Annotated in this window: 14 protein-coding genes; 1 reads left to right on the top strand and 13 read right to left on the bottom strand. The window is 38.1% G+C overall.

Features of this window, described 5'->3' with window-relative positions:
- Positions 1 to 6 precede the first annotated feature (6 nt).
- From CVT15_RS03875 to CVT15_RS03840, 8 genes are read right to left on the bottom strand one after another with little or no spacing between them, the layout of a single operon-like run.
- A complete protein-coding gene (locus CVT15_RS03875) occupies positions 7 to 438 on the bottom strand; it encodes an FxsA family protein (RefSeq protein WP_103576826.1) in 432 nt (143 codons plus the stop codon).
- Positions 435 to 2,135, bottom strand: a complete 1,701-nt coding sequence (locus tag CVT15_RS03870) for a proline--tRNA ligase (RefSeq protein ID WP_103576825.1) — start codon at positions 2,133 to 2,135, stop codon at positions 435 to 437. The genes CVT15_RS03875 and CVT15_RS03870 overlap by 4 nt, the downstream gene beginning before the upstream one ends.
- Positions 2,125 to 3,408 (bottom strand): glutamyl-tRNA reductase, encoded by a 1,284-nt coding sequence (hemA, locus tag CVT15_RS03865; protein ID WP_103576824.1) that lies wholly within the window; start codon positions 3,406 to 3,408, stop codon positions 2,125 to 2,127. Before hemA ends, CVT15_RS03870 begins: the two co-directional genes overlap by 11 nt.
- Positions 3,408 to 4,301 (bottom strand): polyprenyl synthetase family protein, encoded by an 894-nt coding sequence (locus CVT15_RS03860; protein WP_103576823.1) that lies wholly within the window; start codon positions 4,299 to 4,301, stop codon positions 3,408 to 3,410. The genes hemA and CVT15_RS03860 overlap by 1 nt, the downstream gene beginning before the upstream one ends.
- Before the next feature lie 10 nt (positions 4,302 to 4,311).
- Entirely contained in the window at positions 4,312 to 4,743 is a 432-nt protein-coding gene (locus tag CVT15_RS03855; RefSeq protein ID WP_103576822.1) for a hypothetical protein, read from the bottom strand.
- Complete coding sequence (locus CVT15_RS03850; RefSeq protein ID WP_103576821.1) at positions 4,736 to 4,990, bottom strand: DUF2018 family protein; 255 nt, start codon at positions 4,988 to 4,990, stop codon at positions 4,736 to 4,738. The genes CVT15_RS03855 and CVT15_RS03850 overlap by 8 nt, the downstream gene beginning before the upstream one ends.
- A gap of 48 nt (positions 4,991 to 5,038) precedes the next feature.
- Positions 5,039 to 5,662, bottom strand: coding sequence for an HAD family hydrolase (locus CVT15_RS03845; RefSeq protein ID WP_103576820.1), 624 nt, complete (start codon positions 5,660 to 5,662; stop codon positions 5,039 to 5,041).
- Positions 5,659 to 5,991: a hypothetical protein gene (locus CVT15_RS03840; RefSeq protein ID WP_072594946.1), complete on the bottom strand. Its 333-nt coding sequence runs from the start codon at positions 5,989 to 5,991 to the stop codon at positions 5,659 to 5,661. The genes CVT15_RS03845 and CVT15_RS03840 overlap by 4 nt, the downstream gene beginning before the upstream one ends.
- A gap of 106 nt (positions 5,992 to 6,097) precedes the next feature.
- Here CVT15_RS03840 and CVT15_RS03835 point away from each other — a divergent pair, with 106 nt between their 5' ends.
- Positions 6,098 to 7,369, top strand: a complete 1,272-nt coding sequence (locus CVT15_RS03835; RefSeq protein WP_103576819.1) for an O-acetylhomoserine aminocarboxypropyltransferase/cysteine synthase family protein — start codon at positions 6,098 to 6,100, stop codon at positions 7,367 to 7,369.
- 180 nt (positions 7,370 to 7,549) lie between these two features.
- Here CVT15_RS03835 and CVT15_RS03830 read toward each other — a convergent pair whose 3' ends face one another.
- The 5 genes from CVT15_RS03830 to CVT15_RS03810 all read right to left on the bottom strand — a co-directional run bounded on the left by CVT15_RS03830 (position 7,550) and on the right by CVT15_RS03810 (position 12,907).
- Positions 7,550 to 8,992 (bottom strand): potassium/proton antiporter, encoded by a 1,443-nt coding sequence (locus CVT15_RS03830; protein WP_107897959.1) that lies wholly within the window; start codon positions 8,990 to 8,992, stop codon positions 7,550 to 7,552.
- A gap of 20 nt (positions 8,993 to 9,012) precedes the next feature.
- Entirely contained in the window at positions 9,013 to 9,450 is a 438-nt protein-coding gene (locus CVT15_RS03825; protein WP_107897960.1) for a pyridoxal-5'-phosphate-dependent protein, read from the bottom strand.
- A 31-nt stretch (positions 9,451 to 9,481) separates the two neighbouring features.
- Positions 9,482 to 10,723 (bottom strand): ArsS family sensor histidine kinase, encoded by a 1,242-nt coding sequence (locus tag CVT15_RS03820; RefSeq protein WP_107897961.1) that lies wholly within the window; start codon positions 10,721 to 10,723, stop codon positions 9,482 to 9,484.
- Positions 10,723 to 11,400, bottom strand: coding sequence for a response regulator transcription factor (locus tag CVT15_RS03815; protein WP_103576816.1), 678 nt, complete (start codon positions 11,398 to 11,400; stop codon positions 10,723 to 10,725). The genes CVT15_RS03820 and CVT15_RS03815 overlap by 1 nt, the downstream gene beginning before the upstream one ends.
- A 97-nt stretch (positions 11,401 to 11,497) precedes the next feature.
- Complete coding sequence (locus tag CVT15_RS03810; protein WP_103576815.1) at positions 11,498 to 12,907, bottom strand: Do family serine endopeptidase; 1,410 nt, start codon at positions 12,905 to 12,907, stop codon at positions 11,498 to 11,500.
- Positions 12,908 to 12,956 lie beyond the last annotated feature (49 nt).

Here is a 12,956-nt window from a genome sequence, read left to right as displayed (position 1 = left end):
TCACTCCTAATTTACTCTTTTTGGCTCTTCAACGACCTCAACGTCGATGATCTCGCCATCATCTTTTTTACTGCCCTGCTCGCTAAAGTTTTGAAATTTAAACTCCTGATAGCTCTCATTTTTCGCTACATTTTTCTTAAATATCAAAGAAAAAACGACTACGGCTATACCAAAAACATCTGTTAAAATTCCTGGCAGAAACAAAAGCATTCCGCCAAAGCTAAGCCCTAGCTGGCTAAATAAATTTCCACCAAGAAAGCTTTTAAACGCCACTTGAGGCGAATTTAAGCTAGAAAATCCAGCATTTAAAAGAAGTGCAATGCCTACAAATCCAGAAACAAGCACCTCGAGAAAATAGTTTAAGAAGCCAAATTTATCAACAAAAAGATAGATAAATATCGCTTCTATCAAAAAAAACAAAAATGCAAAAAATCTCATAAGCTTTCTTTTATCTTTTTAAAGGCTTCATTTGCGTCGATCGTTTCTTTGCTTAAACCATCTCTTGTTATAAACTCGACCTTGCCATTTGCAAATTCTTTACCCACAAGCAACGCATAAGGGAAGCCGATGAGTTCAAAATCATTCATCTTAACGCCAAATCTCTCGTTTCTATCGTCGATGATAACACTAACGCCAGCTTTTTTAAGGCTCTCATAAAGCTCAAATGCAAATTTTACGCCAGCTTCATCTTTTAAATTTGAGATGATGATCTCCACATCAAATGGCGCGCACTCTTTTTTCCAGATGCAGCCCTTCTCATCGTGGCTAGCCTCTATCATCACAGCGATCAGCCTACTGATGCCGATGCCGTAGCAGCCCATCAAAAATGGCTTAGCCTTGCCGTTTTCATCAAGATATGTCGCATTCATCGCAGCTGAATATTTATCGCCTAGCTGAAAGATATGACCGACTTCTATGCCTTTGCTAAGTTTTAAATTTCCGCCGCAAACTGGGCATTTATCGCCCTCTTTTACCTTTACAAGGTCTTTAAATCTCTCTTCGTTAAATCCGCTAACGCTAACGCCAACAAAGTGGTAATCCTTTTCGTTGGCACCACATATCATATTATTTGCGCCTTTTAGCTCGTTGTCTATGTAAAATTTTACATCTTTTAGCCCAACTGGTCCGCAAAATCCAGCCACAAGCCCAGCTTTTATAATCTCTTCTTCGCTAGCATCGACAAGCTCGAGCGCCTTGCAAGCATTTTGCGCCTTTGTTTCTTGAAGCTCGTCATCGCCCCTTACAAAAAAGACCACAACTTCTTCCTTGTCCTCGTAGATTGCTTTTTTTATAACGGCTTTTATGCAGTAAAACTCGCTAACTTTGAAAAACTCAGCCACACCTTTTATAGTCTTTGTATCTGGCGTTTTAAATTTAGCCGCGTCAGCCTCTGGTGCCTCAGCATCGGTTGTTCTTGCTTTTCTTCTAGCAGCCTCTATATTTGCAGCGTATTTGCAAGCCTCACAGCAAAGGATGTCATCTTCGCCATTACTTGCAAGCACCATAAATTCTTTACTGCCGCTACCCCCGATAGCTCCACTATCAGCCTCAACGGCTCTAAAATTTAGCCCCAAACGAGTGAAAATTTTACTATAAGTTGCCTCCATAAGGTCAAACTCACGCTTTAGATCCTCTTTGCTCGAGTGAAAGCTATAGCCATCTTTCATAGTAAATTCACGCCCTCTTAGTAAGCCAAAGCGTGGTCTTGCCTCGTCACGAAATTTAGTATTTATCTGATATAAATTTAATGGCAGCTGCTTATAGCTAGTAACCTTACCACGCACCAAGGCAACGGCTGCCTCTTCGTTTGTTGGGCTTAGTACAAAGTCATTTTCTTTTCTATCTTTAAAGCGTAAAAGCTCCTTGCCAAAGACATTGTAGCGGCCACTTTGTTTCCAAAGCTCGCTTGAAGTAACCACGCTAAAGCTTACCTCTAGCGCGCCAGCCTCGTCCATCTCCTCTTTTACCACATGTGAAATTTTATCGTGCATGATCTTTCCAAGCGGCAGATAGTTGTAAAGTCCGGAGCCAAATTGCTCGACAAATCCACCCCTGATCAAAAACTGATGACTTGGCAAAGATGCGTCTTTTGGTGCTTCTTTGGTCGTTGGGGCGTAAAATTTACTAAATTTCATCTATATCTCCTGCTTGAAAATTTTGTTCATCTTGTATGTCAAATAAAAATTTAACTCCATTTGAAAGCTCACTCGCTCTCTCCTCATCCGCAAGCCCTTTTAGCTTCATCGTTGGCTGGTGCAAAAATGCTTTAAAAACTTGATGAATGAGCTTTTGTGCCTCCTCATAATCACTATGCTTTAAATAGCCTTTTTTTATCGCTTTTTCTAGCTCGTTTTTAGCGCAAATTTCAGCTTGTTTGCGGATCGATTTTATGAGTGGAACGCTCATATCTTCTTTTAAAATTTTTAAAAATTCGCTTGTGCCTTGACCTACGATCGAATAAGCCTTTTGTGCTTGCTCCTCTCTTAGGGCTAAATTTTTCCTTACTATCTCCTCTAAACTATCGACCGTATAGACGCTAATAAATTCCGTATTTATAAGATCAATATCCCTTGGTACGGCAATATCAAAAAAGTATCTATGAAATTCTCTTGGTTCGATTATGGCGTTTGTGATGATAGCGTGTGGGGCTGCGGTGCTTGAAAATATTAGATCGTAATTATTTACATACTCTTTTAATTTTAAAATGCTATCCCAGCTAGCGTTATCTCCTAGACTATCAACTAGCTGCTCAACACGCTCAGAGCTTCTATTTACGATGATGACATTTGCACCGCTTGATATGAGGTGCTTTGCTGCTAGCTCGCCCATTTCGCCAGCTCCTACGACGATAGCGGTTTTGCCTTCAAGCGTACCAAAAATTTCTTTTGCTTTTGCCACAGCAACGCTTGAAACAGAGATCGGGTTTTTAGAAATTTGAGTTTCGTTTCTGACTTTAGCAGCGCATTTACATGCATAGTGGATGATTTTACTGATTTGTTCGCCGCAAGCTGAGCTATCGTAAGCAAATTTAAAGGCATTCTTTAACTGGCCAACGATCTGTGTTTCGCCGACGACTAGGCTATCAAGTGAGCTTGCCACGGCAAAGAGGTGGTGCACGGCTCCGCTATCTTCATAAATATCAGCCCTTTCATAAAGCTCATCTTCAAAAACACCTGAAAATACAGACATACACCTAAATGCATGCGTCGTTGCACTTTCTAGATCACTAACGCTTGCAATTATCTCGACGCGGTTGCATGTATTTAAAACCATACATTCGTTTATACTTTTGTTTGATCTTAGTAGTTTTAAAATTTGCTCTTTTTTCTCATCGCTATCAAATGCAAGCTTTTCTCTAACTGAAATATCAGTATTTTTATATGTAAAACTTATATCTAAATAGTGCATTAAAATTCCCTATCTATCATGCTTTTTATGATCCCTTCAAGCTCGGCGTTTTTATACTCTCTTATCGCTTCTATCGCTTCAGTCCCAAGCCTTTTTGCCTCGCTTATAGCTTTGCTAACCGAGCTAGTTTTATCAAAATTTTCTTTTAGCCATGAAATTTCACTCACGTTTAGCTTCTTTGCCCAAAGCGATCTAAGCTTTGTCTTACCAGCTTCGTCTAAGCTCTTATAAAGATAAATGTAAGGAAGTGTCGTTTTGCCCTCGACAAAGTCGTTTAATGCTGGTTTGCCAAGCGTTTTTTCATCTTGAGTTATGTCTAATATATCATCAACGATCTGAAATGCAATACCTAAATTTTTGCCATAAATTCCAAATTTCTCGCTATCCTTGCTAGCTAGCTTTGCCCCGCAAATAGCCGTGGCTTCTATCAAAACAGCTGTTTTATAATAAATCATCTTTAAATATTCTTGCTCGTTTTCATTAAAATTTTCAGCCATTTTTACATCCATCATCTCACCGATGCTTAGCTTGCTAACTGCATCTGAAACGACAGCTGCGATGCTTGGCTCAAATTTAGTTAGTTCAAAAAATGCCTTTGAGTAGAGGATGTCACCTAGCATTACTGAGTTTTTACTGCCAAAAAGTGCGTTTATACTTGGCTTGCCTCGTCTTATGTTTGCCTCGTCTATGACGTCGTCGTGCAGTAAGCTTGCAAGGTGGATGAGCTCGATGATAGCGCAAAGCTTAAGCGAAATTTCGCTCTCTCCTGCGATCTTTAAAAGAAGTTTTGAGCGCAGCTTCTTGCCTGAGCTTATCTTTAAAAACATCTCAAACGCCTCTTTATAGCCAAGCTCGCTTATAAATTTACCCATTATTTCATCGATTTTATCCATTTTTATCCTTCTATTTATCCTCGTGCGGATCTCTAAAACCCACATCCACACGCTTGCTCTCATCTAGCAGCGCCACCCTAAAATGCGCCTTTTTATCCTTAAAATCAATAAATGATATATAAAGGCTCACACTCTCGTTTGGCGGCATCATAAAATCAGGCAAAACTCGCTGCATGTAGGTGTTTTGTCCTTGTCTTAGCGAAAAGACCATCTGCCTTGGATAGCGCCTAAAAAAGCTTTGCACGGTGATATTTGTACTATCAAATAGCGTCCAGCGAAAGTCAAACGTTTCAACCCTTTGAGTTCGCTTTTCAGTTATAAAGACCCTCGCCCACTCATCTTTTTTAAGCTCAAATGTATGCACCGAATTTGGGTCGAAATTTGGCTCTTTTGCAAAAAGAAGAGCGGCTAGCAAAGCAATGAGCGCAAAAATTCTACTCATTTTGGCTTAAAATTTCTCCGCTAAGCTCGATATATAGGTCATTTACCCCGTTATAAACTTTATCTTGCTCTGAGACTATAAAATTTCTGATCTCGCCCTCGCTAATGCCATGCTTTTCGCAAAGCTCGCTCATAGCCACAAATTTCTCAAAAATTTTATCTATCTCGTTTTTAACCAAAACGGCATTTGCGTTAAACAAAATGTCATAAAATTTATCTCTCGCACTGCCCTCAAATATATCTATCATCGCTGTTTCTTTGAAAATTTCTTAAGATTATAGCCAATTAAAACTAAGTTAGAAATTTAATATTATCTCCCACGCCTCGCTAACATTTTTGGCATTATAGGTCGCAGTTTTGCTCTCCTCGCCAAATCCCCAGCTAACTTGCAAGAAAGGCATATTTGCATTTTTAGCCGCTAGCTCGTCTTTTAGGCTATCCCCAACAAAGATCGCCTTGTTAGCTTTAGTTTTACTAACAGCTAGGTGAAGCATCGCAGGATCTGGCTTTTGCGGTATCTCTTTGCTAGCGCCGATAACCTCGTCAAATAGCTCATAAATTTCATTTTTCTTTAAAATTTTCTCTAGCGTATCGTGTGGTGCATTGCTTGCCAAAACGACTTTGTAATGAGCCTCTTTGCACTTTTGCAAAAGCTCTTTTACGCCCTCATATGTAGTCGCACACTCATCGTAAAATTTCTTAAATTTCTCTTCAAAGCCCTCTTTTAAGCTCCTGCTTGGTGTGTCGATGCCGTAAAACTCAAGGGGTAAATTTCTACCTGGCTCATTGATCGCTTTTATGATAAATTCTTTTTCAAGTGGCGGCAAATTTAGCTCATCTCTTACTTCATTTACCGTTTTATATATCGCCTCGCCGCTATCGATCACGGTACCATCCATATCGAAAATAACTACTTTCAATCCTCATCCTTAAATTTATTTTTATGTTTTTCTTTTTTATATGTCTTTTGATTTTTGAGCTTATCAAGTAGGTTTGCCGCCTTTAAAAGCTCCTCTTTTGGGGCATTTTTGATAAGCAAATTTATAAAATTTTCTAGTGCCTTTGAGTATGGCTGATCAAGATAGACAGCTTCGACTTTTTCGATGACTTTCGCGTTTTTCTCCACTCTTTGGCGAAATTCAGCCTCGTCAAAGTCATCTCTTTTTAGCCCATTTATCGCTGATTTTGCAAATTTTTCTAGCGCACGAAGATATTTTACACGTTTAAATTTGTCCGTAACTTGGTTCAAATTTTTCCTTTTTTTTGGCAAATTATATCAAAAATTGATTTTATCCCCTAAATTTTGGCTTTGCTAATGTATAATTTACGCCAAAATTACCTTAAAAGGAGCAAAAATGAGGCAAGAAACCGCTGCGATTCACGTAGGCTACGATACACACGAGGGCTTTGGCACGATGGCTGTGCCTATTTTTCAAAGCACGGCTTACGACTTTGGAAGCGCCGAAACTGCGGCAGCAAGGTTTGATCTAAAAGATGGCGGCCACATCTACACAAGACTTGGCAATCCAACGACAGATATCTTTGAAAAAAGGGTCGCCGCACTTGAGGGCGGAGCCGCTGCGATAGCGACTGCGAGCGGTCAGTCAGCTTTGTTTTACAGCATCATAAATTTAGCCCAAGCAGGCGATAACATCATCATTGCTAAGAAAATTTACGGCGGTACGACGGTGCTTTTTACACACACGCTAAAAAGATTTGGCATAGAGGCTAGAGTCTTTGACAGCGATACAGCTGGTGATCTGGAGAGTTTGATAGATGATAAAACTAGGGCTATATTTTTTGAAACGCTCTCAAATCCGCAAATTTCTATCCCAAATATCGAAAAAATCGTAGAAATCGCAAACAAATATGGCATCATCAGCATCACTGATAACACCGTGCCAACGCCTATCATCTTTCAGCCACTTCGCCACGGTGTCGATGTTTGCGTGCATAGTGCGAGCAAATATATGAGTGGTCAGGGCCTTAGCCTAGCAGGTGTGGTCGTAAGTGCAAATCACCTAAACGAAAAGCTAAAAGGCAACAAACGATATGAGCATTTTAACGTGCCAGACGCGAGCTATCACGACATCGTATACGCTGATATGACGGATCGTTTTGACATCTATACGCTAAGAATGAGACTTGCTATCGTGCGCGACATCGGCGCCGTGATCTCTCCGTTTAACTCTTGGCAGCTTATACAAGGGCTTGAAACGCTTGCTGTTAGAGTTGAAAGACACTCGCAAAATGCCCTAAAGGTAGCTAAATTTTTAAACTCACACAAGCATATAAAAAGCGTGGCATATCCAGGGCTTGCTGACAACGCAGATCACGCAAAGGCGCAAAAATACTTTAAAGATGGCATGGCAAATGGGTTATTTTGCTTTGAGACTGATAGCTTTGAGCGCGCAAAAAAGATGTTAGAGCGTGTAAAACTATTTAAGATAGTGGTAAATATCGGCGATACAAAGTCGCTCATCACGCATCCAGCCTCAACGACTCACCAACAGCTAAGCAGTGAAGAGCTAATCAAAGCCGGCATCACAAAAGAGCTAATAAGAGTTAGCATAGGCCTTGAAAACGCAGAGGATCTGATCGCTGATCTAGCTCAAGCTTTAGAATAATCAAATTTCTAGCTCATTTTGGGCTAGAAATTTAAATTTTAGTCTAACTTTAAATACCTTGTCTAAACTTGGCTGCAAGACAAATTCAAATTAAAAATCTACCGCCCATTATAGAGGTTATACGGTTGCGCTTTTTACCGCATGTGTTTTATAAAATTTTATTGGTAAAATAGCATAAATTTAATATGTCAAATACTTAACCGTATCTTGATACAGCACTTGATTTTCGCATTGTATCAGTAGCAGATCATTTTCTTCAAAGATTGTTGAACCAGTCGGCTTTTGATACTCGTTTTTACGCTTTATTAGGATGATTAAAAACTCAGTTGGAAGCTCAAGCTGAGCCAAATCTTTGCCAATTAGTTTTGAGCCATAGTGAATGGTATGCTGACGAAGTGTGTAGCTTAGGATCGGGGAGTTTTCTACTGCCTTAACATCCTCTTGCTCGCTCTCTTTAACCTTAAATTTATCAGCCGCAAAGCCAAGTGACATACCCTGTATCAAAATCGAAATCAAAACCATAAAAAATATAATGTTAAAAATCATATCCGCATCACGCACGCCATCTACATAAACATAGGTAGCTAGCACCACTGGCACGACGCCTCTTAGCCCAACCCAGGAGATAAAAATTTGCTCATTTATCTTAAATTTTGAAAATGCAAGCGATGCGAAAACACCAAGTGGCCTTGCAAAAAACATAAGCCATAAGGCCAAAACAAGCGCCATTAGTGCCGTTGCTGGAAGCTCGGAAGGATTTACCAAAAGACCAAGTGTCAAAAAGACAACTATTTGCATAGTCCAAGCGATGCCATCGTGAAAACCGACTAAATTTTTCTTATGAGAAAACTCTTTTTTATTTATAAAAATTCCAGCTATGTAAACAGCCAAATAGCCATTGCCGCCAACCTTAAAGCAAAGTGTGTATAAAAGCAATATCCAAGCGATAGAAAAAACTGGATAAAGGCCCCAGCTTTTTAGGCGAAGTCTATTAAAGATAGCTGGCAAAGTGACGCCAAATAAATAGCCCATAGCGATACCTATGCCAAACTGCTTAACTAGTGTAATAGCCCACTCAGATACTGTCGGCGTGGTATTTAGTGAGATCATTTGAATGATCGTCATAGTTAGAAATATCGCCATTGGATCGTTTGAGCCAGATTCAAGTTCAAGCAATGGCGCAATGCTATTTTTAAGTGAAATTTTCTTGGCTCTTAGTATGGCAAATACTGCTGCTGCATCTGTCGAAGAGATGATGGAACCTAGCAAAAATGCCTCTGCCCAAGTAAAATCAAGCAGATATTTTGCTACTGGAGCGATGGCTAGCGCGGTTAAGAAAACGCCAAGTGTAGCAAGCGCTAAACCTCTACCAAAAATAGGCTTAATCGCTGCAAAATCAGTATCTAGCCCGCCAGCGTAAAGTATAAAAATAAGTGCTAGCATGCCGACATTTTGAGCGATCATTTGATCATCAAAATTTACACCAAGCAAGCCGTCTGAGCCAGCTAGCATACCAACACCTAAAAATATTATTAAAGATGGAATTCCAAATTTATCAGAGATCTTACTTAAAAGAATGCTAGTTATAAGCAAAACTGCAAAAAATAGTAGTAAATTCTCCAAATAAACTCCACAAAATTATATTAAATCATACTTTCAAAAGCTTCAAATCTTTCTTGATTTGAAAGCATTTCAAGCAATACGCCATAATTGTCTTTTATCTCATCTTGAAGCTTAGTAGTAAGCTCTTTAGCGTTTCTTCCGTCTTTTGGATAGCTTACTATCAAATCAATTGGCTCAGCGTTTAAAAACTCTTGAATACCTGATAATAGTTCGCTAGCTCCTCTTTCATTTGTTCCATGAAGCACGACCACATAATGTTCATTCTCTCTTACAACAACATCAGTTTGTCTTAAAAATTTTTCAAATAGTTCACTATACTCTTTAGTACTTGGCAAAGAAAAATATATCAAAGATAAATTTTTTGCATAATCTTTTACATTTTTATAACGATTTATAAAAGCTATTTCAAGATCTATTATTGATAAGATATCAACTGGTGAGAAAATTTTTGCTGCCATTTTTAGCCCTCTTTTGTTTATTATGTTTTATTTAAGTCACTATTATATCTTGTAAATTTTCAAAAACAAAGACATTCATTCCATTTTTATATTCGTATCTGAATTTGAGTCCATGAGCATCAAGTATATTGCTAACTATATATAAACCTAGGCCAAAACTCTTTTGCGTATCCTCTCCTTTGATAAATGGCTGGATATAAAAGTCAAGATCATTTTTTAGCTTCTCGCCTTGAGTTATAAATTTCATATGATCCTTGCTAACAACGATATTTACGTGCTTATCAGTTGAATATTTTATGCCATTGTCTATCATATTTTTTATAGCAACTGAAAATAGCTTGAAATCAACAAGCACTCTAACCTCATCAAGCTCACTGACACCAACACACTCTTTTTCGACCATCGCTATATCGATTGCCTCATCGATGAGATCCCTCATAAAACATGGCGTTTTATTACTAAGCCCTATTTTTGATGTTATCTGTTCTATTGCTGCAAGCTCGTTTATCAAATTTTCAAGCTTGTGAAAGACAGAGATCAGCCTCTCTTGATTTTTACTTTTTTCTATCATTTGAGCAGCTATTAGGCCTTTTGTGATAGGGGTTTTTAGCTCGTGCATTATATTTCTTAAAAAAAGATGCCTTGAGTCATTAAGTGCCTTGATCTGACAAACTGCCTCATAAAATGCCTCTGAAACTTCAGAAATTTCATCCTTGCCATTGCCGACATTTTGCACACCCTCAAGCTCACCATTTGCAAATTTTACGATCTGACGCTTTAGTTTTCTAAGCGGTTTTATTTTATAGATGACAAAAATGTAAGCACCTAGCAAAATAACCGCAACCACCAGAAAGACAGCCTTTATCACCTCGTATCTGTAAGGTTGAAATTCTTTATCCATTAAAAGCTTTAGCTCATCTAAATGCTCAATCCTTAAGTAATGATGCTTATCATAAAGCAAGATCGCACTTGAGCCTAGATCGCTTGAAATTTCTTCTAAAACGGTTGCTTGCTTTAAAATTTCATCTTTTTTCTTCTCATCTTTGATCTCTGGCATATCAATGTTTGAAAGCTGGCGGTCATACTGAGTTTTATTTATGATGCCACCCATATAAAACAAATTTGTCCTAGCAACGTTTGAGTATTTGTTGTTTAGCTCTCTTGTATAGTTTTGCTTATCAAAGCCCATAAGCCACAAAAAAGCTAGAAATATCGAAACGAGCGCAAGAGCAAAGATAAAAGTTATGGTTATAAAAATAGACGATCTTGGCATTAAAGAACCAATTTGTAGCCGATACCACGGATCGCATGGATATATTTTGGCTCTTTTGGATTTTCATTTAGTTTTTGGCGAATCCTACCAATGATAACATCTATACTTTTGTTTGAGCTATCTTCATTTATGCTTTCACAGTTATAGATAAGCTCCTCTCTAGTAACTGCTCCACCCTCTTTTAAAAGTAGATATTTTAAGATATCGTATTCTGCGGCAGTTAAATTTAGCACATTTCCTTTGAATAAAATTTCACGCTCAAACTCTTTTAAAACCAAGTCTTTATTTAAATTTCTCGCCTCATTTGCTGGGGTGATACTCTGCCTTCTTAGATGACTTTTGATACGAGCTAAAAGCTCTTGTGGGTCATATGGCTTTGGTAAATAGTCATCAGCGCCGTTATCAAGAGCATTTACCTTATCTGTTATATCATGCCTTGCACTTGATATGATAATAGGAATATTGTGATTTTTCCTGATCTCTTTACAAACTTCTAATCCATCCATACCAGGCAATGTAAGATCTAGTATAACTAGGTCAAATTTACTTGTATTTAGCGTAGAAAGTCCGATATATGGCTCTTCAGCAGTCACCACTTCAACATCATAGTTTTCTAGATATTCGGTTAAAATTTCAGCAAGCTCCATATCATCTTCTATCATTAAAATTCTAGTCATGATCTTTCCTGTTGTAAATTTATTTTTAAGGATTATAGCAGATTAAGATTTTAAAAATTTAAAAGGGTTAAGAGCTGAAATTTCAGCTCTTGGATGATTATTTTATAACAAGGCCTTGTATGATACCGCCGCGATTTATCCACACTAGTGTCTTTTTGCCTTTTGTATTTTTGACAGTATTTGCAAATGTTTGAAGATCTTTTATACTCTCTTCGCCAACTTGCACGATCACATCACCTCTTTCAAAGCCAAAGTCTTCAGCTTTTGAGCCAGATTTCACATCAGTTACTAGCACGCCTTGAGTATCTGGGCTAATTTTGTATTTATATCTTATCTCATCGCTTAGATTACTAACGCTAAGTCCTTCGATGATAATGCTTTTTGCTATGTCTTTTGAATTGTGATCAGCGTTTGCAAGCTTAATTTTTGCATTCATTATTTTATTTGATCGCTCGTAAGTTATATCAACGCCGCTATTTGGAGTTAGTGAGCCGATGAAATTTTTAAGATCATTTGCATTTTTGATAACTTTATCATTAGCCGATATAACCAAATCGCCTCTTTTTAGTCCAGCCTCATCTGCTGGCATACCCTGCTCTACACCGCTTATTAGCGCACCTTCTTTGTTTGTATAAAGCTCTTTTTGCTCATCTGTTAAATTTGCAATCGTAACGCCGATAAAGCCACGCTCTATTTTGCCATCGACGATTAGTTTTTTAGCTATGTCTTTTACCATGTTTGATGGGATTGCAAAGCCAATGCCGTTATTGCCGCCACTTTTTGAAAGAATGGCCGAGTTTATACCAACTAAATAGCCCCTACTATCAACCAAAGCACCGCCTGAGTTGCCAGGATTTATAGAGGCGTCTGTTTGGATAAAATTTTCATATTGATTAAGGCCTATATTATCTTTATTTAGACCTGAGACGATGCCTTGAGTGATACTCTCACCAACGCCAAATGGATTTCCTATAGCAAATACAACGTCTGCATCAAGTAGTTTTGATGAGTCTGCAAAAGTAATTGCATTTAGTCCGTTTGCTTCTATCTTTACGACGGCTAAATCGGTTTTTGGATCACTTCCTATTAGCTTTGCTTTATACTCTTTGCCGCCATTTGCAAGAGTTACGACTATTTGATCACTATCTTCGATCACGTGGTTGTTTGTAACGATATATCCATCATTTGAGATAATAACGCCAGAACCAAGCGAAGTAGTTTTTTCTTTTTCTTTTTCTTTTGGTTTTGCAAAATTAAATCCAAAAAATTCATTGAAAAAAGGGTCGTTAAACATCTGCTCAATACCAGCATTATTTACAGTTTTTGTAGTTGAAATATTTACAACTGAAAGCTTTGCCTGAGCGATCGAGTCATAATAAGAAAGTACGCTATTTTTATCGCTAAGTGGCGAGACTCTCGTGATATTAGAGTTAGCTTCATTAAATTTAATATCAGCCCCCACTAAAAAAGAAGCTGCTACTAATGAAATTAGCACAATCTTTTTCATTTTTTTCCTTTAATCTAAAATTTCTTGCAAATTATAAATATAGTGAAAA

The sequence above is a fragment of the Campylobacter concisus genome (assembly GCF_003048595.2).
In the GTDB taxonomy this organism is placed as follows: Bacteria; Campylobacterota; Campylobacteria; order Campylobacterales; family Campylobacteraceae; genus Campylobacter_A; species Campylobacter_A concisus_L.
The sequence above is the reverse complement of the archived record's forward strand: the minus strand, read 5'-3'. Positions and strand labels throughout refer to the sequence as shown.